The organism is Mycobacterium sp. NGS64, from assembly GCF_059812245.1.
In genome coordinates this window covers 720,786-741,830 of record NZ_JCALCI010000001.1, presented here as the reverse complement: position 1 = coordinate 741,830, position 21,045 = coordinate 720,786, and the positions used below count along the sequence as shown (strand labels likewise).

Below are 21,045 nucleotides of genomic sequence, written 5' to 3'. Positions count from 1 at the left end.
ACCAGCCACAAACCCGCGAGAACTAATTCGAGCGAGAACAATTGTGCATTTGTCTAATAGAAGGCTCGGCCAACATTTCCTTCGCTCTCGGTCCTGCGCGACGTCACTCGGCCGACACGGGGTTTCCGAAAGCGGGTGTGTACGACCGATCAGCGGATTATTTTTACAAACTATGACGGGACAGGGGGATCCGCGAGCGCGTCCGCAGCAATATGCCAGCCACACGGTCACGCCACGCCGCAAGAAGCTTGCGCCCGACCCCGACGTGCGCCGCGCGATCGTCGATGCCGCGGCGAAATCGGTTCGCGAGCAGGGTGTTCGGGGACTCAGCGTCGCCACGGTGCTGGAACGCGCGCAGCTGAGCACCCGAGCGTTCTACCGCCATTTCGAGTCGAAGGACCAACTGGTGGCGGCGGTCTTCCTGGAGATGACGCGCAGCGAGGTGACGCGGCTGCGCGACAAGATGTCGCAAGCCACCGACCCGATCGAGGCGGTGGCCGCCTGGATCGACGGGCGGCTCGACCTCGCGTTCGACGAGGACATCAGGGCGGAGCTGCGGCAGGTGTCGCTGGAAGCCCAATCGAAAATGATCTCCACTCCCGAGGCGGTGACACCCGCCTACGGTGCAATCCTCGAGCCGCTCATCGAGCAGCTCCAGCTTGGCCTGGAACTGGGCGTGTTCAAGGACATCGTCCCGGCGGTCGCGGCCAAGTCGATACACGGCGTCGTGTGGGCCGGCACGCAGCGGCAGTGGGCGACGAACCATTGGGACCGAGACGAGGTCCGCGACCGAGCGGTCCGGTTCTGCCTGCGCGGGTTGGGCGTGGCGCCGCACACCATCGAGCAAGTCACCGCCGTGGGCTAGCACAGATTTCGAAAACGTAAATTTTCGATTGGCCGATGTTGGGAGGTTTCCGCTGGCAATGACGCGGGGTACCTACGCACCTATGAAACGCCTCTATAACCGGACGACCCTCTTCTGACCCATGACCACCTCGTTGACGCAGCGACGGAACAAGCTCGCCCCCGACCCGGACGTGCGGTGCGCCATCCTGGACGCCGCCTCTCAGTCGATGCACGACCACGGCGTCCGAGGGCTTAGCGTCGCCGCCGTGCTGGAACGCGCGCAGCTCAGTACCCGCGCCTTCTACCGGCATTTCGACTCGAAGGATCAGTTGGTTGCGGAGGTCTTTCTAGAGCTGGCCCGCATGGAGACCCAACGGTTGAGGGGCCGGATGGCGAACACCACCAACCCGGTCGACGCCGTCGTCGCGTGGGTCGACGGGCGACTCGAACTCGCCTTTGGAGACACCGCCGAATCGGGTTCGCGCCGCCTGTCGTTGGAGGCTCACTCGAAAGCGCTCTCCTCGCCGGAGATGGTGGCCCCCGCCTACGGAGCGATACTCGAGCCGCTCATCGAGCAGCTCGAGCGCGGGCTCGAACTCGGCGTGTTCGAAGACATCGTCCCGTCGACCGCGGCGAAATCGATCCACGGCGTCGTTTGGGCAGGCACCCAGCGGCAGTGGGCGACCCATCGTTGGGACCGCGCCGTCGTCCGCGAACGCGCGCTGCGATTCTGCCTGCGCGGACTCGGCGTCGCGCCCCAGACGATCGAACGGGTTACCGGGGACGCCGCGGCGGGTTAGCCGTTACTTGGCCGGGCACGCATCGGCGATTTGGATCGAAGCCGGCCACAGCGCCGCCGTCAGGCCAAATGCCGCGACGTCGGGGGCCGTCGGGAACACGGTTTCGAGTCGCGCCTGGATTCGCTGCGTCTCGTCGGTGTGCAGGACCGCCCACACGAAGCCGATGCACAGGTACGGGATCGCGAGCCACAGCGCCAGTTCGATCAGCGCCCCGACGCTGACCTCGTATTGCAACACGCGCCGAAGCAAATCCATCGCGCGCTCGGTGCGGCCTCCGGAAACGCCCCGGCCGCCCGGGTCGGCGTGGTGGTCAGGCGAGGCTGACATAGCGCGAGGTTCTCACAATCGCTCGGCGATGGCTACGATGGCCGTCATGGCCGAGCCGTCTCCGGCTGCCGACGAAACGTTCGGGCTCAACCGCGCCGAGACGGTTGCCGTACCCAATCACGCGGCTTCAGATGAAGCCGACCGCACGTCCGCGCGCGCGTACGACGACGTCCGGGATGAACCACCGGAAGACCGCCAATCATGGAGCGCCACTTGGCGAAAGGCCGCCGCGCTGCTGATGGGCGGTCTGGGGTTGGCGGGCGCGATCGTCCTGGTCTTCTGGCTCTTCAGCCCGTCCCCGAAGGGTCCGCAACCGGCCGCGCCAACGGCTGCACCGACCGCACCCGCAGCGCCGCCTTCAGCGGCCGGGCCGTCGTCCATCGTGTCCACGCCGGATCAGGACAACAAGTACGTGCAGGACTTGAACGATCACGGCATCTCGTTCGCCAATCCCGAGGCCGCCGTTCACAACGGGAAGGTGGTGTGCGACGACATCCGTCAGGGGATGACGGTGCCGCAGATAGTCGGGGCGTTCCGGACGAGCAATCCGGGGCTCGACGCCGATACCTACGTGACGATCTCCGTCCACGCGTACTGCCCGCAGAACGCCAACCTGGTCGGCTCGGTGTCCTAGCGCGGTCTGTACGGACCGCCGCCGCCATGACAGACTTCGACATCGGCCATTGACGTGTCGTTGAACTCCGGAGCGTAAACGGTGCGATATTGATTGGACTTGGGGTTGCCTGGGGAGTCCGGGCGAGGGGTCGGCTTGATCCACGAAGCGCGAGCACCCTTGGCGACCATCCGGGAATCAGAGGAGGCCGCGCATGACGGGCAGCCGAACCAGGCAGACGCCGGTTGGGGTGCTCATCGGTGGGGCGGCTCTCGCGGTAGCCGCCCTGGCGGGCCTCATTTCGGTGGGGGTGTACCTGTCACGGGACAAAACGGCGATGTCGCCGGGCCCGCAAACCGTCACGGTCAGCGCCTCGAGCGCCGGCAACGCCCCGGCCGACGGCGCGGACGCACAATTCCTGTCCACGCTAGACAGCTACGGCATCAGTGACAGCGGAAAGGAGGCCATGCGTCAGCGGTTCATGGAGCTTGGCCACCACACCTGCTTCATGATGTTGCCGCCGCGGCCGGAGCCCATCGAGTCCACGGTGAACAACATCCTGGCCGCACAGAACCAGGACAGAGCCGCGGGTAATCCGTGGCCTAAAAAGTTCAGTCATGACGACGCCTTGCGTTTGGCGCAGGCCGCCGTCTTTGCGTACTGCCCGAGTGCGGCGAAGTAGGAGCACTGGCCCATGGTCGACCGCCGTCAGCTGCTGCGGCTGGCGGGCGGCATCGGCTTGTCGGTGATCGGCGCGGGTGCGGCACGGACGGACGTTGCCTCGGCCGCTACGTCGGCGCAATTGCTCTGCCGAGACGCCTGGGGCGCACGGCCGGCCCGCGCCGGCGGGAAGCCCCACACCATCACCCGCATGACCCTGCACCACGAGGCGGTGGTCCTCGGCGAAAACCGCAATGCTCCAAGCCATTTGCGTCAAGACCAGCGGTACCACCAAGACGAGAAGGGCTGGATCGACATCGCGTATCACGTCGGCGTCGACCGCAACGGCAACATCTACGAATTGCGAAGCACCGAATTCGCGGGCGACACAGCGACGGACTACAACACGACCGGCCATTTCCTGGTGCTCTGCGAAGGCGACTTCGATCAAGAGGCCGTGTCCGAGGCCCAGCTGCAGGGAGCCGCGCTCGCGTTCGCTTGGGCCGCGCAGAACTTTCGGGTCGCAAGCAACACATTGGCGGGCCATCGCGACCTGGCCTCGACGTCCTGCCCGGGCGCGAGCCTTTATGCCCATCTCTCGTCGGGTGACCTCAAGCGCCGCATTGACGATCTGCTGGCCGCCGGCCCGGTGGACCTCCAGCGTTTTTGCGGGCCCGACGCGGCCGCAAAAGTCGCGGCCATCGAGGCGGGCAGCTGACCAGCCTCACACGTCGTAATACAGCGCAAATTCGTACGGGGTCACCCGCAGGTTGAACGGCGCTATCTCGTAGTCGCGCTTGTAGTTGATCCACGTCTCGATCAGATCGGGCGTGAAAACGCCGCCCTCCGTGAGGTATTCGCTGTCCTCCTCCAGCCGGTCGATCACGTCGGACAGCTGGGTGGGAGCCTGAACGATTTCCGCAGCCTCCTCGGGCGGCAGCTCGTAGAGGTCCTTGTCGACCGGTGGTGGCGGCTCGATCTTGTTCTTGATGCCGTCCAGGCCGGCCATCAGCATGGCCGAGAACGCCAGGTAGGGGTTGCCCGACGAGTCGGGGCAACGGAACTCCAGCCGCTTGGCCTTCGGGTTGTTGCCGGTGATGGGGATGCGCACGCACGCCGAGCGGTTGCGCTGGCTGTACACCAGGTTGATCGGGGCCTCATAGCCGGGAACCAGCCGCTTGTAGGAGTTGACCGTGGGGTTGGTGAAGGCGAGCAACGACGGGGCGTGATAGAGCAACCCGCCGATGTAGTGCCGCGCGGTGTCCGACAGGCCGGCATAGCCCTCCTCGTCGTACATCAGGGGGACGCCGTCCTTCCACAGCGACTGGTGGCAGTGCATCCCGGAGCCGTTGTCGCCGAACAGCGGCTTGGGCATGAACGTCACGGTCTTGCCGGCCTGCCACGCGGTCTGCTTGACGATGTACTTGTACATCTGATGGTCGTCGGCGGCGTGCAGCAGCGTGTTGAACTTGTAATTGATCTCGGCCTGGCCGCCGCCGCCCACCTCGTGGTGGCCCTTCTCCAGGGAGAAGCCGGCGTTGGTCAGGTTCGTCAGGATCCTGTCGCGGAGGTCGACGTAGTGGTCGGTAGGGGCGACCGGGAAGTATCCGCCCTTGGGCCGGACCTTGTAGCCGCGGTTGGGGCTGCCGTCGGACTCCGTCTCCTCGCCGGTGTTCCACCACCCTGACGTCGCGTCCACTTTGTAGAAGGAGCTGTTGATGTTGGAGTCGAACTTGACCGAATCGAAGATGTAGAACTCCGCCTCCGGGCCGAAGTAGGCGGTGTCCGCGATGCCGGAGCTGATCAGATAATTCTCGGCCTTGCGGGCGACGTTGCGCGGGTCGCGTGAATACAGCTCGAGGGTGAAGGGGTCGTGCACGAAGAAGTTCACGTTCAGCGTCTTGGCCTCGCGGAACGGATCGATCGTCGCGGTCTCCGGGTCGGGGAGCAGCAACATGTCGGACTCGTGGATCGATTGGAAGCCGCGAATCGAGGAGCCGTCGAAGGCCAGGCCTTCCTCGAACACGTTCTCGTCGAACACGTAGATCGGAATCGTGAAGTGCTGCATGGTGCCCGGCAGGTCACAGAAGCGGACGTCGACGTACTCGATTTTCTCGTCTTTGACGAGTTTGAAGATGTCGTCGGGCGTGTGTTCGGACACGGAATGCTCCTTCGCTCGCCACTATCAGACTGTTGACGCGAGTAGCAGTGGCGCCAGGGTTTTGTACACCTCAACTATTTCGTCAGCGTGACGCGCCCGAGTCGAACCTGTTGCACCGCACGACTTTCTGCATCCGTACTCCTCAGGTGGCATGAGGCGCCACGGTGGCCGATAGTCATAGGAACGAAAAGCGAAAGGCCGAACCATGAAGACGATCTCATCGGTTCCCCGGCTTAGGCCACAAATCGACCATCTCGACGGTCGCATGGAGCAACCCGTTTCCCACCCGGCGCGCGAGATCATGCATCGCGAAATCATCGTCGCCGGTGACGACGCCCTGTCGAGAACCATCGCCGAGGAGTTGCGAGGCGCCGGCGCGCGGATCATCAAGATCAACACCGCCGCCGATCTGCTCGGCGCCGGCGTACATCGCGCCCGAGCGGTCGTCTGCGCCGGGCCAAACGACGCGATCAATCTCGAAATCGCATTGCTGGCAAGGCAATACAGCCCGGACGTCCGCGTGGTGGCCCGGCTGGCCAATGACGTGCTGCGCGAAGCGGTGTCGACCGTCAACGGCCCCGGCGCGATCCTGGATGTTGCCGAGCTGGCGACGCCGTCGCTCGTCGAGGCGGTCCTTTCGCGCAACGCGCACCAGTTCGACACGGCCGGTATCGAATTCGTGGTCTGGGGAGCCGAAGCACCGCACGACGGGACGCTGCGCGAGATATACGGCGACCTGGCGCCGGTGGCGGTGGTCCACGGCAAGAAGTCACCCGCCCCCGGCGAGGTGGTGCCATGCCCAGGACGGGATCAGCGCGTCTACGCCGGCGACTGGACGTCGATGATCGGCGTCAAAGACGAGTTGGAAGCCCGCGGGATCAAGGTCCCCCCCGCGACCGCGACGCGCTCTCGCCACTCCCGGGTGCGGCGCATCATCGATGCGACGCGCGCCATGCGCGACGACATCAACCCAATGCTTTATCCCTCGCTGGCATTCGCGCTATTCCTCACGCTCGGTTCGACAGCCGTGGTGCACTTCACCTACCGGAACCCACGGATGTCGTGGATCGACGCCCTGTACTTCACCTCCGAGACGATTACCACCGTGGGCTATGGCGAATTCAACTTCACCCAGCAACCCGTTTGGCTGCGGCTGTTCGCTGTCGGGTTGATGTTCAGCGGCGCGATCGTCACGGCCATTCTCGTCGCGTTCCTGGCGGATCTGCTGCTGTCGCGCCGCTTCGTCCAGTTGGCCGGACTCCGGCGGGCCCGGCAAATGCGCGACCACGTCGTCGTTGTCGGGCTGGGTTCCGTCGGCATCCGCGTCGTGAGCGACCTGGCCGCGGCCGGATACGACGTCCTGGTCATCGAGAGCGACGAAAACAACCGCTTCCTGTCGACCGCTGCGGAACTCGACGTCCCGGTGATCTTCGGAGATCCGGCGATGCGCCAGACGCTGGAGTCGGCGCGCGTCGATCGCGCCCGGGGAGTGGCGGTGGTGACCAGCGACGACATGGAGAACATCGAGACCGGGATCGTGCTGCTGGAGATCCTCGGGTCCGACACCAAGACGCCGATCGTCATGCGCGTCCAGGGCCGGGCGTTGGGCACCGCGGTGAATCAGCGGTTCGGCTTCGAGAACGTGCGGTCGATCGTCGACCTGGCGGCGCCCTGGTTTATCGGCGCCGCGATGGGCCTGCAGGTGCTGGGCACGTTCTGGGTAGGCCAGCGCTCGTTCATGGTGGGCGGGATGCTTGTGGCGGAGGGCAGCGAGCTGGACGGGCTGACGATGGTGCACATGTCCACGCAAACGCGGGTGATCGCGATCATCCGGCCGGAAGGGCCGATCAGGCTGCGCCCCCGCCGCGACGCCCGACTGCAAGCGGGCGACACCGTCTACCTCATCGGCCCGTACCGCGAGCTGATCGCGACGCTGCGCAAGGGCCAGCCGCCGCCGCTCACCGCGATCAACGGCGGGACTGCGGCGACACTGGCCGCGGCCCGTTCGCCGCACAGCCGAGAAACGCGCCGGCCGAGATGGGCGCAGGAGACAGAGGTTTAAAGGCCCCGCACGGTCAAAGGGCCGCTCAGCTGGACTTTTCTTGCTCGTCGCCGTCCTCGGAGTCGTCCGCGGCATCGGCGTCGTCGGACTTGTCGGAGTCGTCGGACTTGTCGGAGTCGTCGGACTTTTCCTTGGACTTTTCCGAGTCGTCGGACTTGTCGGAGTCCTTCGACTTTTCCGAGTCGTCGGATTTGTCCGAGTCCTCCGACTTATCGGAGTCGTCGGATTTGCCCGCGTCCTTGGACTTGTCGAGCTTGTCTGCGTATTTCGTCAATAGCCCGCTTAATTCGCGGGCCTCGTCGGCCGCTAACAAGTCGTCGAATAACCGCTCGTCGCTCTCAGAGACGCGCTCGAGGTAGACCGCGTCGTCCTTGGTGCCGACGTCCCATCGGCCCCCTTCATGACCAGGCATCCGATGCCACCTTCCGATTACTGACGTGATTGGCCAATCTGATGCCGGTTGTTTACCCACTTCTGCTGCGGCACAGGCGACGATTTCCGTCCGCGGTAGCGTTGGCACCGGACTTGTCCGGGAAAACGGTGAGGATTTAACTCCATTGACGCCCTTCCAGCGGCCGGGTGCCGTATTGGCGGAAGTGCTCGCGGCCGGCGTCGTGCTAGTGCAATGCACCGCCGCGCCGCCACCGCATGCGGCCACACCGTCTCCGTCGTGGTCAGCGGCCGTGTCGTCGTCACCCGCCGCGCCGCCGCCGGCGAGCGCGCCGCCAGCACCCGCGGGTGCGACGGTAGAGCCCTTCACCGCCGCAGAACTCGGTACGACCTGGCGGCCGGGTTGTCCCGTCGAACCCGAGCAGCTGCGACGGCTCGACCTCGACTACCTCGGTTTCGACGGCCGGACCCACCGCGGCCAGCTCGTCGTGCATCAGGAGCTGGCGCCGGAGGTCATCGCGATCTTCGAGCAGCTTTACCGGCTGGGCTATCCGATCGAGAAAATGCAGACGGTCGACCACTATTCGGACGCCGACGACGAGCTGTCGATGGAGGACAACAACACGTCGGCGTTCAATTGCCGACTCATCCCCGGAACCAATGAATGGTCACCGCACGCTTACGGGCGGGCTATCGATGTCAACACGCTTCTCAACCCGTGCCTCTACGCCAGCGGTTATTTCGAACCGCGGAACGCGGCGGCCTACCTGGACCGCACCCGCACCGACCCCGGAGTCCTACACGTCGGCGACCCGGCGGTGCGTGCCTTCACCGACCGAGGTTGGCGCTGGGGCGGCGAGTGGACGGCTCCCCTCGACTATCAACATTTCGAGCGGACCTAACGGCCCCTTAGAGACCCAACGCCCGCGCCGCCGCCGTCGCCACTTCGCCGCGCAAATCCGAGATCGGTTCACTGCCCCGCGTGTGGATCGAGTTGGTGAGCAGAACCACGTAGGTATCGGAGCGCGGGTCGAGCCAGAGCGAGGTTCCGGTGAAACCGGTGTGGCCGAAGCTGCCGATCGGAAAGATCATGCCCCGCGCCATCGAAAGGGGCGTATCGATATCCCAGCCAAAGCCGCGCAGGTTTTGGCCCGCGATCGCCGGATAGCGCGCGGCGAGCAGCGGATATGCGGGGCTTCGCCTCATTGCCAGGGCTTGGCGGGCGGCGTCGTTGGCCGCCTGGAGCTGCTGGGCCGTGTGGCCCGGCTGCTGCGGAGTGGTCATCAACTCCAAAGTCGTTTGCGCCAAGGGAAATTCGCTTGGACGGCCCGCAAGCCGATCGAGCAGCGCCTGCGCATAGGTGCCGACATCGTGCGCCGTCGAAAACACGCCGGCATGCCCCGCCACGCCCCCCATGCGCCGCGCCGTCGTGTCCTGCACGGTGCCCCGAATCAGGTAATCGAGATCGGGATTCTTGCCCGGATCGGCCCGGCCATCTTCGTCGCGCGCCGTCGGTGCGATGCGCGGCAAGAGGTCCGTGCTCCACGCGCCCGCCGGACATCCGTTTCCGGTTGACGGGCCGGCCCATCCAATCGCGGCTCCCCGGACCGTGTGCGGGCCACAGGCTTTGTCGGCGGGGAGGTAGCGGGTGTCTTGCGTGCCAAGCGGTGCGAACACGTGTTCGGCGACGTAGTCGTCTTCGGCCTCGCCGGTGATTTTCTCGATCAGCGCACCGAGCAAGATGAAGTTGATGTCGGAGTAGCGAAAGACCCCGCCAGGATCCGACTCCAGCGGCGTCGTGAGGGCGCGATGGATGCCTTCCGCTTTGTCCGCTCCGTCCAGTCCCCATGGATCCTTGAGTTCGACGTCGCCCGTCTCGCCCGAAGTGTGCGTGAGCAACATGCGAACGGTCACCTTTGCGCGCCGCGGGTCGTCCGTCGCGTTGAAGTCAGGCAGGTACTGCTGCACCGGGTCGTCGAATTGAACCTTGCCTTGTTCGTAGAGCTGCATGACGGCAGGCGCGGTTGCGAGGATCTTCGTCAGCGACGCCATGTCGAAGAGCGTGTCCTCGGTCATCGGCTCGGCCGGTGCGGGCGATCCGTCCAGCCCGGGTTCGCCCGCAAGCTTGCGCGAGCCATACGCCTGGTGGAAGACGATCTGTCCGGCGTGCCCGATCACGACCACGGCACCGGGCAGCCTGTTTGCGGCAATCGCGTCGTTGATCAGCTTGGAAACCGATGCGAAATCGGGTGCGGGAGCCGCGTCGGGCGGCTTGGAGAGGGTTGGAAAGCTGGGCGCGGGAGCCGCGGCGGGAGCGGGCGCTGGCCTTGGCGTTGGCTGCGAACTCTCGATCACCGCCGTCTGCGATACATGGCCATGCGAGCAACCCGCCACGAGTACGACGGCTCCGACCGCGATGGCCCTACGCATGCGCTTCATGATTACCCCGCCACGATGCTGGATCCGGCGGCACGGCTTGTCAAGGAAGCGGATTTCATTGCGGCGCACACCCGATGAGCGCGTCCCGCACGCGTCCGCGGGCCCGCTCGAGGCGACGGGCGGCCTCGGCCGCGTCGACGCCGGCGAGCAGCGCGACGATCGCGGTCTTGGCGTGGCCGCCCGCGGCGGCGAGCGCGGCGGCCGCGGCCTGTTCGTCGACCCCGGCCGCGTCGCGGACGATCCGCACGGCGCGGCGACGCAACTTGGCGCTGGTGGTGCGGACATCGACCATGCGCGGCCCGTAGGCTTTGCCGAGCGCGATCATGACGCTGGTCGAAAGCGCGTTGAGCACCACCTTCTGTGCCGTCCCCGCGGTCAGCCGGGTCGAGCCGGCGAGCACCTCCGGTCCGGTCAACAGCTCGATCATGATGTCGGCAGACGCCTCGCTGCCCGGGTTGTTGACGATCGCGACCGTCAGCGCTCCCACTGCGCGCGCATGCTCGAGCGCCCCCAGCACGTAGGGCGTCCGACCCGACGCCGTGATCCCGACCAGCGCGTCGGCGGCGCTGAGATCGGCGAGGTCGGCGGGGTCGAACGCGTCCTCCGCGCCCTCGATCGCCTCGGTCAATGCCGCGCTCCCGCCGGCGATCACGCCACGCACGAGGTCGGTGCCGAACGTCGGCTTGCACTCGGCCGCGTCGAGCACTCCCAGGCGTCCGGGTGTCCCGGCCCCGACATAGATCAGGCGGCCTCCCCGCTCGAGCCGCGCGACGATGGCTTCGGCAGCCGCGGCGATCCGCGGGACCGCCGCCGTAACCGCTCCGTGCGCCTCGCCCTCGGCGGCGACGAGCAGCGCCACGACATCGCCGACCGGCCTCAGGTCCAGGTCGTCGAGGCCGGGTCGGGAACCTTCGGTGGCGAGCGCGTCGAGCCCATGCCGAGCCATGTTTTCCGGGGCCGCCTGCACGCGGATCACGTGCGGCTCGTGAATCGCGGCGAGCCGCAGCGCGCCGTCGAGCGCGTCGCCGGCGGCCGGGATCAAGTCGAGCTGTTTACGCAGCGCTTCCGCCCCCGCCAGGCCGCCGACCATCGCGACCGGCCCATCCCCGGCCGCGCGGGCGGTCGCGGCAAGCGACTCTGCGGCGGCGTTGACAATTGACGATGCGACGGCGTCGTCCTCCGCCGCCAGGACGTCGGGCGCGAACGACGCGATCGCCGCGGCATCGGTGAGCTGCGCCGGCCAGGATTCCGGCGCACCGAATCGGGCGCGGGCCGCGTCCAACAGGGCCGTGGATCGGCCGCGACCGTCATGGGCGCGCAGCGCCGCGCGCAGGCCCGCGGCGCCGATCCACGCGCCGCCCCCCTCGTCGCCCAGCCACGGGCCCCAGCCGTCGGCGGTTCGCAGCGCGCCGTCCGCGCCGATGGAGAGCGCCACGACTCCGGTCCCGGCGACCAGCACGACGCCCGGCTCCCCGTCCAGCGCACCCGCGTGGGCAATCACGCTGTCACCTGTCACGGCGACCCGCTCGGCCCGCAGCGACGGCAGCAGCGACTCGGCCAGCGCCCGCGCCGCGGCCGGCGCATTCAGCGCCCCGGCGGCCCCCACGATCACCTCGTCGACCGGGCCGAAGTCTCGCGCGACGGCGAGGATCGCCGCCTCCGCGGCCCGCACGCCGCCCGGCGTCGCGAGGCCCGGAGCGCCCGCCCCCTCGGCCCTCCGACCGCCCCCGGACGCTCGACACGACGTCTTGCCCAGGTCGATGGCGAGGATCATTGCACCCATATTTTCATCGCGGTCAGCCGCCGACTCTTGGGCTCAGTCGTGTTGCTGACGGAGCAGTTCGGCCCAGTTGCGCGGCACCCGATCGCGGGGACCTGGGGCCGTCTGGTCCCGGGGACGGCATTCCGGCGGGGAGAGTTGGGGACCCTCGTAGTAGTCATTGGCCTCGTAGTCCCAGAACCAATCCTCGCCCGGCTCGAACGATCGGATGATCGGGTGCCCACTCTCTCGCCAGTGCTTCGTCGCATGCCGTGCCAGCGAATCGTCGCAGCAACCGACGTGGCCGCAGGCGGCGCACCGCCGCAGGTGCACCCACCAGCCGCCGGTGGCATCACACTCGGCGCAGCCGGTCCCACTGGGCGGCACCGATGGATCGACAGCAGCAGTCATCGCGCCTCCCGGAACAATGTGCCAATAATCGGGCCCTAGCGAGGGCCGTCGAGCCCGAGAACCAGTTTGCCGGTGTTATGCCCGCGGAACAACGCCAACAGGACCTCGGGAAAGTCGCCGACGTCGCCGTGGATGACCTGCTCACGCGAACTCAACTCACCGCTGCGCAGCCAATTCGCCAGCTGCGCAACGGCTTCGCCGTATCGATCGGCATAGTCGAATACGACGAAGCCGGTCATCGATGCCCGCGCGACCAGCAGCTGCATGTAGTTCGCCGGGCCGCGGCGTTCGCTCGCGGTGTTGTACTGCGAAACAGCCCCGCAGATGACGACACGCGCGCCGCGCGCCAGCCGCGACAGCGCGGCCTCCAGGGCCTCTCCCCCGACGTTGTCGAAAAAGACATCAATGCCCTTGGGGGCGTGCGTCTTCAGCTCCGCACGAAGGTCGCCGGCCTTGTAGTCGATGGCGGCGTCGAATCCCAGCTCGTCCACGAGCCAACGACACTTGTCCGCGCCGCCGGCGATGCCGATGACCCGACAACCGTTGATCCGGGCGATCTGCCCGACGATGTTGCCCACCGAACCGGCGGCCCCGGAGACGACGACGGTCTGGCCCGGCTCCGGGCGACCAACGTCGAGTAGCCCGAAGTAGGCCGTCAGTCCGCTGCCGCCGAGGGCCCCGAGATGCACCGGAGCGGGCGCGAGGGTGGTGTCGACCGGGGTTACGCCATCCCCATCGGAGAGCGCGTAGCGCTGCACCCCGAACATGCCATACACCTCGTCGCCGACCGCGAAATCCCCGTTACGCGAGTCGATCACGCGCCCGACGCCACCGGCGCGCATAACCTCGCCGATCCCGACCGCCGGCACGTACGACCGCCCCGCGTTCATCCACGTCCGCATCGCCGGATCGACCGACAGGTACTCGACGCGCACGAGGAACTCGCCGTCCGCGGGACTTCCGGCGGGCTCGTCGGTGATCTGCCAATCCGACGGCTTGGGCAGGCCGCTCGGACGCGCAGCCAGGCGGCATTGGGTGTTGATGAGCGTCAAAATTCACCTCTTCTGGATAGCGCCGAGGGTTTCCCGGCCGCCCGGGTCTTCGGCGGTGGAGGGCACCACCGCGACGCAGTCGGCGCCGGCTTCGCGGTAGGCGTCGAGCCGTTCGGCGACTCGATCTGCGGTCCCCAGTGCGCCCACCCGGTCGGGCAATTCGACGGGGATGGCGGCGGCGAGTTCGCGGCGGGTGGCACCGGCACGAGCCTTTCCGACGAGGTCGGCAAAGCCCAAGGCGCTGAACATTTCCCCGTAGCCGGGCGGGCCGAGATAAACCGCCAGCTGAGCGGCCAGCTGGGCGTGCGCGGCGGCACCGGGATTGAGCGCGACCGGCACCCACACCGTCAGGCGCGGGGCGGGGCGCCCGGCAGCGGCGGCTGCGACGTCGATCGCCTCTCGAACCTCGGTGACGCGGGCCGTCGAGGCGAGGTTGAGCACGACCTCGTCGGCGCGCCGCGCGGCCAGGCGGATCATGCCAGAGCCAAACGCCCCCAACGCAATTCGCGTATCGGGCCGCGGATCGCGCAGCCGGAACCCATGGCTGCCGACATGCCGGCCGCTGTACTCGACGCGTGTGCCAGTCAATATCGCCCGCAGACATTCGATGGTTTCCCGCATGACAGGGACGTGGTGCGCCCATTCACGGTCATGCCAGCCGGTCACGATCGCCGGACTGGACGCCCCCAACGCGATGTCGACCCGGCTACCGGTGAGGGAGGCGACCGAACGGACACCCAGCGCCAGTCCCACCGGGCCGCGAACACCAACGGCCAGCGGCCCGATCTTCAGGGTCATGCCGGGCGCGCGCAGCCCGACCGCGGTCGCGAGCGCGAACGCGTCATAGGTGGCCATCTCGCCGATCCACACCGCGTCGAAGCCCGCATCGGACGCCGCCCGCGCGACATCCATTGCCTCGTGGTCGGGCCGGTCGAGCCAGAACGGCAGCGCGACTTCGATGCCGGTCACAGCATCGACGCGTCGGACGGCAGGTCGAGCAGGAGCCGGCCGGGCAGCTCGCGCGATGCCTCGTTGACCTGAAAGTGGGCGGTGGCCGTGAACGCGTCGCGGAACCGGCGCTGCAGGGGTGCGCTGTCGTAGATCGCGCTGCCACCCGCCAGGTCATACATGGTGCGCACCACGTCGGCCGACGTCCGCACCGCGTGCGTGGCCGCCAGCCGGAGCCGGTTGCGCATTGCCACCGGCACCGCGTCAGGATTTTGGCTGGCCCGCCAGGCCTCCTCGATTGCCTCGTAGTACAGCGCGCGGGCGGCGCCCAGCGTGGCCTCGGCGGTCGCCACCGCCGCCTGGGTCGCCGCCCGTTCGGCCAGGGTCCGCGTCGCGCCCAGTCCCTTCTTGCCGCCGGCCAGCTCGACGAGATCGTCGATCGCGGCCCGGGCGTTCCCCAACGCGGCCGCTCCGATGCACAACGCGAAGAATCCGAACACCGGGAAGCGATACAGCGGGCGGTCTATCACCGGCCCGTCGAACACCGAGAGCACGCGATCGGTCGGCACGAAGACCTCGTCGGCGACGGTGTCGTGGCTGCCCGTACCGCGCAGGCCCAACGTGTGCCAGGTGTCGAGCACCTGCAGGTCGTCTTTGGGCAGCGCGACGACGGAGGGCACGCGCTGCTCGTCGACAAAGCAACCGGCGAACATCATGTCGGCGTGGTTGATCCCGCTGCAGAAGGGCCAGCGCCCGGACACCACCACCCCGCCGTCGACCGACCGTGCCTTGCCGCGCGGCGCCCACACGCCCGCCGCGACGCCCCGGCCGCCGCCGAACATCTCGCCGCGGCTCGACGCCGGCAGGTAAGCGACCAGCAACGCGCTGGTGATCGCGATCGACACGCACCATCCGGCCGATGCGTTGCCGCGCGCCACCGCTTCGGCGCACCGCAGTGCGGGTCCGGGCGCTAGCTCCAGCGCCTCGACCTCCCGAGGCATGGTGGCGCGCAACAGCCCGGCCTCGCGCAGCTGGGCTACCAGTTCGTCCGGAAGTCGGCGATCGCGGTCGATCTCGGCCGACATCTCCCGGGCCGTCAGCGCGATCTTCTCGGCGAGGCTGTCGGTGTCGCTATGAGTCATTGGGGCTCCCGGTGGCGGTGGTGGTTCAATTACGTTACCACCTATGGTTCAGCAATTGAACCGGGTAAAGTTATTAAACTATGGCCGCCGATCTGTCCCACCGCTTCGAAGGGGAGTCGGTCGGGCGTGCGCTCGAATTGGTGGGCGAGCGGTGGACGCTACTGATCCTGCGCGAGGCGTTCTTCGGGGTGCAGCGCTTCGGTCAGCTCGCGCGCAACCTCAACATTCCGCGTCCCACGCTCTCGTCGCGGCTGCGGATGCTCGTCGATGTGGGCCTTCTCGACCGGGTGCCCTATTCCCGGGATCCCGAGCGCCACGAGTACCGGCTCACCGATTCGGGACGCGAACTCTTCGGGGCGATCGTCGTGCTCATGCGGTGGGGTGACGAGCACTTGCCGAACCCCGACGGGCCACCGATCGTGCTGCGCCACCAAACCTGTGGCGAGTCCATCGAGCCCCGCCTGATCTGCGCGCACTGCGGCGACGAGATCACCGCACGCAATGTGACACCCGAACCCGGGCCGGGCTTCCGCGCCAACCAGGCATCGCGTAGCTGGCCGTGACCGGCTCAGAAATCGAGATCAGCTGGCACGTCAGCGAACTGGATGTAGTCCCACGGACGCCGGCGCGATGACGTTTCCCGTGACCGGATCCGTGCAGTTGGCGCCCTTCACGTTGCCGCCCGCATGCGCGCAGCAGTAGTCGTTGCCCTGGCCAAGGTTCGTGATGCAGAACTCGTAGAACTGCTGATTGAAGTCGGCGCGCGCGACGGCCGGCGCTACGAACGGACTGACGACGAGCGCAAGTGCGGCGCTGAAGAGGGCGGCAGACACGAGCCGACCTCCAGGTGTATGGCGGGCGGTACTCGTCCTCGGGCGGGTGATCATCGAAAGGCTCCTTTCCCTGTCGTCATGCCGCCGGTCTGGGCGGCTCTTCGGGTTCGGCGTCGCTCACCGCCTGCACCGGGGGTTCGGTCGCGGGGATGCTGCCGTCGCCGGGGACTTTCATAGCACTCACCGCGATGCTGCGGCCAACCTCGGTGTACGCGGCGAACTGCCCCTCGGAAAACCATTGGTCAGATGTGTTGTCGTGGGGGAACTCTGCGCCGCCGTTCTCCGCGGCATAGGTCAAGACCCAGTCGGGCAACTCCCGCCACAACACGGCCTTGGCGATGATCAGCCAACCGGTTCTGGCTTCCTCCGACTCGATTCCGGCTGCGTCGGGATACGTGATTTTTCCCCTCGCCACAGCGCATCTGGTGATCCGGGAGTTGAGGCTGCAAAACGCATTACTTTCGGAGAACTGCTCACCGGATCCCGGTGCGAGGTTTTCCACCCCGAACGGTCCGCCGTTCTCCATGGTGATCTCGACGCCGAGCTCGAACCTGGCGAGCCTGATCGCTTCGGACAGACCGGACAGCAACGGCGGACAGTCGCCGCTGCTGTCGATGCAGTAGATCAGCCGGCACCGCCGACGCAGAGCCTCGACGAGGCCGAGATTTTCGTAGTGTCCACCGTCGGTGACCTGAACGAGTCGCGCATCGAACCTGTTGATCCCCAATAGCTCTCGATAGAAATACCCGGCTCCGCGCACCGAGGGCAGCGCCTTGGGGAACGAAGGGTCGGCGGCTTTGAGTTGAGCGTTCCTGACGAAAAGCGGGTTGGGGAGCCAGGTTCCGAGCCGGGCACCGGACAGCGCGAGCAGCGACTGGATGCCTTTGCTCTCCCTTCCCATTGCCGACGCGAACGCCGCTCCGCTCACCGCCATCGCCGCTTCTACGGTGAGGTCGCGTTGGATGCGCGGGGGTGACGCGTGGCGAAGCTCCGCGGTCTTGAGCCAGCCCAGCGCCGGTCCCCCAACGTAATCGGCGGTCATGACGAACGACACGGCATTCAGGCCGGGCGCCGGGCGGATGTCGCCGTCAGATATGGCGGCGGCCGCGGCAAACACGAATTTCGGTCCACCGGTCTGCGCCTTGCCGTACTGGTCGAGCCACGTCGATTCGCTGGGCTCGTATTCCACTGCCTTCCCGCCGAGGCGGCGCACCGCGAATGTGTGTGCCAATCGTTGCCGATAGAACGGATGCAGGCTCAGCGACGTCACGTCGAAGCAACCCAGGAACAGCGCAAGCAGCATGATCCCACCCAGGTATAGCCACTGCGGGTCCGACGTCAAAGGCTGGCGGCTGCGGCCCGGATGGTCGATCGCTTGTTGGATCTCCATGTTGAAGACGTGACTGGCGACGACTCCGAGTAGCAGCAGCCATGCGACCAGCAGCACACCCAACGTCAAAACCACCAAGGCGATGCGCACGACTCCGGAAGGAACCAATTTCAGCCACCGCGATGGATTTACCGGGCTGTCCTTCTTCGACGTCATCGACAAAAGTGTCGTCGCGTACTGCAGGCCAACCACCGCCACAATGCCACCGATCGCGCCAATGGGGCCTTTATCCGGTCGTTGCAAACACAGCCACATCAGTGCGGGCCCGGCGACGCTGAGACCGAATACCAGCAAGGCCAGCAACGCGGCCCTACGACCCAACCAGACGAACCTGTTTTGCCATGCGGTGCTCCCCCGCGACGTGGAGGCCCACTCACAGACCAGACCGCCGATGACGCACAAGATCACTGCCGCAACGGAAATCGCGATGGCCGCAACCGCCGCCACGGGGCGGGCATGAAGCGCTTCGATATCCAACCGCGGGTGCGCAGTCGGGTTGGCCGGCGATACGCCTTCCCTATAGGGGACCACCGCCCGGAACGGGAAATAGTTGACGAATATGCCCAGCAGCCAGCCCAGAATCACGGCCGACGAGGCCAGGATGAGCAGTGACGCCAGGAGGTTCTTGAAAACCTCGGCGAGTGCCCGCAGCAGCGCGAGCGGCGAATCCGCGAGGTAGTCGCAGCGGCGGCGCAAGGAGTCGAATTCGACTGAGCCCGCGCTGAAACGCTCGGACAGCCGCGCGATCGCGCCACCTACCCCGCCGCCGGGCGTTGGCTCAGGTTGAACACCGAGCACCCGCGCCCCGGCGCTGAACCCGCCCCCCGACACCGAGATCACATAGTCGAAATCGTCAAGCGCAGGCGTCGTTGGCCACGCGTCAGCGACCGCTCCTCGCGGGCCGGCGAGCTGCTGCATTGCGCCCATCGCCACACAGGCAGAGCGGATTCCGCCGCCCGACAGACACAGCGCCGTCGGCGTCGGAACGCAGCCGCCACCGTCATGGCCGCCCGGACCTTCGTCGTCAGGCACGTAATAAGCCCGGCGCCAGGCCGCCTCGATGTCACCCTCCTCCGGCTCCGGCGCCGGGTTCGGCAAAGCGTCGTCCCACCAGTTTCGGCCGCCGTGTTGTCGTCGGTACCTGCGCACGCGCCGGTGCGACAGGGCCGCCCTGATTACCGCGAACACGGAAGCGGGTACCGCCGTCACCGCCACGATGAGCGCGCACCATTTCACGGTCGCGACAGCAGCGGGCGCATAAATCCAAAATGCATCGGGCAGTTGACTGAGCAACCCACCGGGCGTCCGGTGCAGTACGCAGTAAATCAACGCGTCCTCGAGCGCGTGTGCGACCGTGGCGACTACCGCCGCAGCCAGGATGTAACAGCTCATCCTCTTGCCCGCTTCGGAGAACGCCAGAGACCTGAACACCACCGCACAGGTAATGAGCGCCAGGCAGTAACCAGGGATCACCCAGTGGTCGAAGTGCAGGGCGTCACTCAGCGCCTGCGCCACAAAGGGCGGTATTCCCTTCCAGAGAAACTCCGGATTCTTCGAAAAGATCACCGTGAACAGGTATTCCGCGTCGGCCCTCCCCCAGTACGCGGCGAACAGATATGCGCCCAAACCAATCAATATCGCGCTGGCAATGCCATGCCACCAACGAAATCGTCTCGGCACGAAGCTGCGTGGGCTTGCCGCGGCGGTCATGATGGTCCCGCCAGTCGGTCAGTGGCGCACTGGGTCTTTGATTCTTGGGCGTCCATGACTACCCCTTCGCAGCGAACGACGGTGTTGCTGTGTGCTGCTGCTGAGGATTCCGCCGCGGACGCCGGGCCGGCTAGAGTAATCGACTACCTGAGTCGCGTCAGTGCACGAGACCGAGTTCCTGATCGATCTGCGCCCAGTACCGGGGGCCGGTCGGGGTCAGCAGAATCCAGTCGTGAACTTGGCCCTGCGCCAGCACGAAGCCGATCGGGGCGTCGTTTTCCAGGGCTATTTGCTGGAGGGCAAGCGTCTCGTTGTAGAGGGAATCGAACGAGCCCGAGTAGACATACGTCGGCGGAAGGCCCGTCAGTGGCCCATACAGCGGACTCACCTCGGGGTCGGTGATGGAAAGACCACCGGCCCACACCCTGCCGATCTGACCCCCGTCACGCGCCAAGTCCAGCCAGGGGGACAACAAGACCATCGACGACGGCTCGGTTTGACCGTTGGCCGCCAGGTATTTGGCAGCCGCCAGGGCGAGGTTGCCGCCCGCGGAGTCACCGGTCACGCTGACGTGCGAGGCACCGTGCAGGGTGATCTCCTGCGAGATGAGGCCGGCGATATTGGGCACCACCGTGCCCGCGGTGCCGCCCTGCTGCAGCAGCGGGTAGATCGGCACCTCGATGGTCGCGCCGGTCTGATAGGCCATCACCGTGTAGTCGATCCAATGGAAGATCGAGGGCGGGAGGATGAACGCGCCACCGTGAATGGCCACCACATAGTCGCCGTCGGGATGCGCCGGGGTGATCTGCACGACGGGCATCCCGTTATAGGTGGTGTGCTGCACCGTTTCTCCGAGCAGCAACGTCAACAACCGCGGCGGGTTGTTGGTCCCGATGATGCCGGTCAGCGGATTGTCGCCGGTAAGCAGCGCCAACAGCGGCGAATGCGGGTCCGCGAACAGAACATCGAATCCCTGGCTGAATCCGTTCCCCAGCGCCGTGGGGATCTGCTGGATCTCCTGCTGCACACCGAGCAACGCCTGCTCAAAGAGCGCCAGAGGCGATGCGTTGGCCGCCTCGGCGGCGGCATACGCGCCGGATGCGTCGTTCAAGGCCTGCACGAACCAGTTGTGGTAGGCCGCCGCCTGCGCGCTGAGGGCCTGGTAGCCCTGGCCGTGCGCGGAGAACACGGCGGCGATCGCCGCGGAGACCTCGTCCTCGGCGGCGGCCAACACCCCGGTGGTGGCGCCTGCCACGCCGCGGTTTGCCGTCGCGACCACCGAACCAATCGAAGCCACGTCCGTGGCCGCGGCGGACATCACGTCTGGCAACGCAACAACATACGACACCGCGCCGCTCCCATTACCGATCGCCGAATAGCCAGAGCTTATGCCCGCGCGGCGGAGTCGGGAACAAGTTTGCGAGGACTGCCGCCCCTGCGACTACCGGGTTTAAGAGTGTCCACGCCCGGCTATGTATGGATGACCAATATCAGCGTCCGTG

At 66.8% G+C, this 21,045-nt stretch carries 20 protein-coding genes and 1 pseudogene; 8 read left to right on the top strand and 13 right to left on the bottom strand.

The genetic code is table 11. The features are described from left to right. Positions 1-172: 172 nt before the first annotated feature. Together AC5Y4S_RS03675 and AC5Y4S_RS03670 are read left to right on the top strand one after the other, a co-directional pair. The gene (locus AC5Y4S_RS03675) at positions 173-865 is read left to right on the top strand and encodes a TetR/AcrR family transcriptional regulator (protein WP_500029919.1); all 693 of its coding nucleotides are present in this window, start codon (positions 173-175) and stop codon (positions 863-865) included. A gap of 121 nt (positions 866-986) precedes the next feature. Then, on the top strand, positions 987-1,646 hold the full coding sequence (locus tag AC5Y4S_RS03670; protein ID WP_500029918.1) for a TetR/AcrR family transcriptional regulator: 660 nt from the start codon (positions 987-989) through the stop codon (positions 1,644-1,646). Positions 1,647-1,649: 3 nt separating this feature from the next. On the opposite strand, the gene AC5Y4S_RS03665 is transcribed toward AC5Y4S_RS03670, so the two are convergent. Beyond that, complete coding sequence (locus AC5Y4S_RS03665; protein WP_500029915.1) at positions 1,650-1,973, bottom strand: hypothetical protein; 324 nt, start codon at positions 1,971-1,973, stop codon at positions 1,650-1,652. A gap of 37 nt (positions 1,974-2,010) precedes the next feature. Between AC5Y4S_RS03665 and AC5Y4S_RS03660 the strand changes: the two genes are divergently transcribed. From AC5Y4S_RS03660 to AC5Y4S_RS03650, 3 genes are all read left to right on the top strand, one after another. After that, entirely contained in the window at positions 2,011-2,607 is a 597-nt protein-coding gene (locus tag AC5Y4S_RS03660) for a DUF732 domain-containing protein (protein WP_500029913.1), read from the top strand. 193 nt (positions 2,608-2,800) lie between these two features. Further along, positions 2,801-3,268, top strand: a complete 468-nt coding sequence (locus AC5Y4S_RS03655) for a DUF732 domain-containing protein (RefSeq protein WP_500029911.1) — start codon at positions 2,801-2,803, stop codon at positions 3,266-3,268. A 189-nt stretch (positions 3,269-3,457) separates the two neighbouring features. Continuing rightward, a complete protein-coding gene (locus AC5Y4S_RS03650) occupies positions 3,458-3,964 on the top strand; it encodes a peptidoglycan recognition protein family protein (protein WP_500029908.1) in 507 nt (168 codons plus the stop codon). 6 nt (positions 3,965-3,970) lie between these two features. Here AC5Y4S_RS03650 and glnA read toward each other — a convergent pair whose 3' ends face one another. Then, positions 3,971-5,407 carry a type I glutamate--ammonia ligase gene (gene glnA, locus AC5Y4S_RS03645; protein WP_500029903.1) on the bottom strand — a complete coding sequence of 479 codons (1,437 nt, stop codon included), beginning with the start codon at positions 5,405-5,407 and terminating at the stop codon, positions 3,971-3,973. Positions 5,408-5,708: 301 nt separating this feature from the next. Between glnA and AC5Y4S_RS03640 the strand changes: the two genes are divergently transcribed. Next, positions 5,709-7,469: an NAD-binding protein gene (locus AC5Y4S_RS03640; RefSeq protein WP_500032120.1), complete on the top strand. Its 1,761-nt coding sequence runs from the start codon at positions 5,709-5,711 to the stop codon at positions 7,467-7,469. A 25-nt stretch (positions 7,470-7,494) separates the two neighbouring features. Here AC5Y4S_RS03640 and AC5Y4S_RS03635 read toward each other — a convergent pair whose 3' ends face one another. Further along, positions 7,495-7,881: a hypothetical protein gene (locus tag AC5Y4S_RS03635; RefSeq protein ID WP_500029901.1), complete on the bottom strand. Its 387-nt coding sequence runs from the start codon at positions 7,879-7,881 to the stop codon at positions 7,495-7,497. A gap of 208 nt (positions 7,882-8,089) precedes the next feature. Here AC5Y4S_RS03635 and AC5Y4S_RS03630 point away from each other — a divergent pair, with 208 nt between their 5' ends. Continuing rightward, on the top strand, positions 8,090-8,761 hold the full coding sequence (locus AC5Y4S_RS03630; protein ID WP_500032118.1) for a M15 family metallopeptidase: 672 nt from the start codon (positions 8,090-8,092) through the stop codon (positions 8,759-8,761). 7 nt (positions 8,762-8,768) lie between these two features. Here AC5Y4S_RS03630 and AC5Y4S_RS03625 read toward each other — a convergent pair whose 3' ends face one another. From AC5Y4S_RS03625 to AC5Y4S_RS03595, 7 genes and pseudogenes are all read right to left on the bottom strand, one after another. Beyond that, positions 8,769-10,289 carry a serine hydrolase domain-containing protein gene (locus tag AC5Y4S_RS03625; RefSeq protein ID WP_500032116.1) on the bottom strand — a complete coding sequence of 507 codons (1,521 nt, stop codon included), beginning with the start codon at positions 10,287-10,289 and terminating at the stop codon, positions 8,769-8,771. 64 nt (positions 10,290-10,353) lie between these two features. Next, a complete protein-coding gene (gene murQ, locus AC5Y4S_RS03620) occupies positions 10,354-11,244 on the bottom strand; it encodes an N-acetylmuramic acid 6-phosphate etherase (protein WP_500032114.1) in 891 nt (296 codons plus the stop codon). 105 nt (positions 11,245-11,349) lie between these two features. Beyond that, positions 11,350-12,072, bottom strand: a pseudogene (locus tag AC5Y4S_RS03615) (BadF/BadG/BcrA/BcrD ATPase family protein); the annotation flags it as partial. A 42-nt stretch (positions 12,073-12,114) separates the two neighbouring features. Next, positions 12,115-12,468, bottom strand: a complete 354-nt coding sequence (locus AC5Y4S_RS03610) for a UBP-type zinc finger domain-containing protein (protein ID WP_500029899.1) — start codon at positions 12,466-12,468, stop codon at positions 12,115-12,117. Between the two features lie 35 nt (positions 12,469-12,503). Continuing rightward, positions 12,504-13,520: an NADP-dependent oxidoreductase gene (locus AC5Y4S_RS03605; RefSeq protein WP_500029894.1), complete on the bottom strand. Its 1,017-nt coding sequence runs from the start codon at positions 13,518-13,520 to the stop codon at positions 12,504-12,506. A 3-nt stretch (positions 13,521-13,523) separates the two neighbouring features. Next, complete coding sequence (locus AC5Y4S_RS03600) at positions 13,524-14,489, bottom strand: LLM class F420-dependent oxidoreductase (protein ID WP_500029892.1); 966 nt, start codon at positions 14,487-14,489, stop codon at positions 13,524-13,526. Further along, positions 14,486-15,610, bottom strand: a complete 1,125-nt coding sequence (locus AC5Y4S_RS03595; protein WP_500029890.1) for an acyl-CoA dehydrogenase family protein — start codon at positions 15,608-15,610, stop codon at positions 14,486-14,488. The genes AC5Y4S_RS03600 and AC5Y4S_RS03595 overlap by 4 nt, the downstream gene beginning before the upstream one ends. 80 nt (positions 15,611-15,690) lie before the next feature. Between AC5Y4S_RS03595 and AC5Y4S_RS03590 the strand changes: the two genes are divergently transcribed. Next, positions 15,691-16,173, top strand: coding sequence for a winged helix-turn-helix transcriptional regulator (locus AC5Y4S_RS03590; protein WP_500029886.1), 483 nt, complete (start codon positions 15,691-15,693; stop codon positions 16,171-16,173). Positions 16,174-16,203: 30 nt separating this feature from the next. Here the strand turns inward: AC5Y4S_RS03590 and AC5Y4S_RS03585 are convergent, their stop codons facing one another. The 3 genes from AC5Y4S_RS03585 to lipY form a co-directional block, all read right to left on the bottom strand. Continuing rightward, positions 16,204-16,443 carry a hypothetical protein gene (locus AC5Y4S_RS03585; protein ID WP_500029882.1) on the bottom strand — a complete coding sequence of 80 codons (240 nt, stop codon included), beginning with the start codon at positions 16,441-16,443 and terminating at the stop codon, positions 16,204-16,206. 76 nt (positions 16,444-16,519) lie between these two features. After that, the gene (locus tag AC5Y4S_RS03580; RefSeq protein WP_500029879.1) at positions 16,520-19,543 is read right to left on the bottom strand and encodes a hypothetical protein; all 3,024 of its coding nucleotides are present in this window, start codon (positions 19,541-19,543) and stop codon (positions 16,520-16,522) included. Positions 19,544-19,700: 157 nt separating this feature from the next. After that, entirely contained in the window at positions 19,701-20,891 is a 1,191-nt protein-coding gene (gene lipY, locus AC5Y4S_RS03575) for a triacylglycerol lipase LipY (protein WP_500029875.1), read from the bottom strand. Positions 20,892-21,045: the final 154 nt, after the last annotated feature.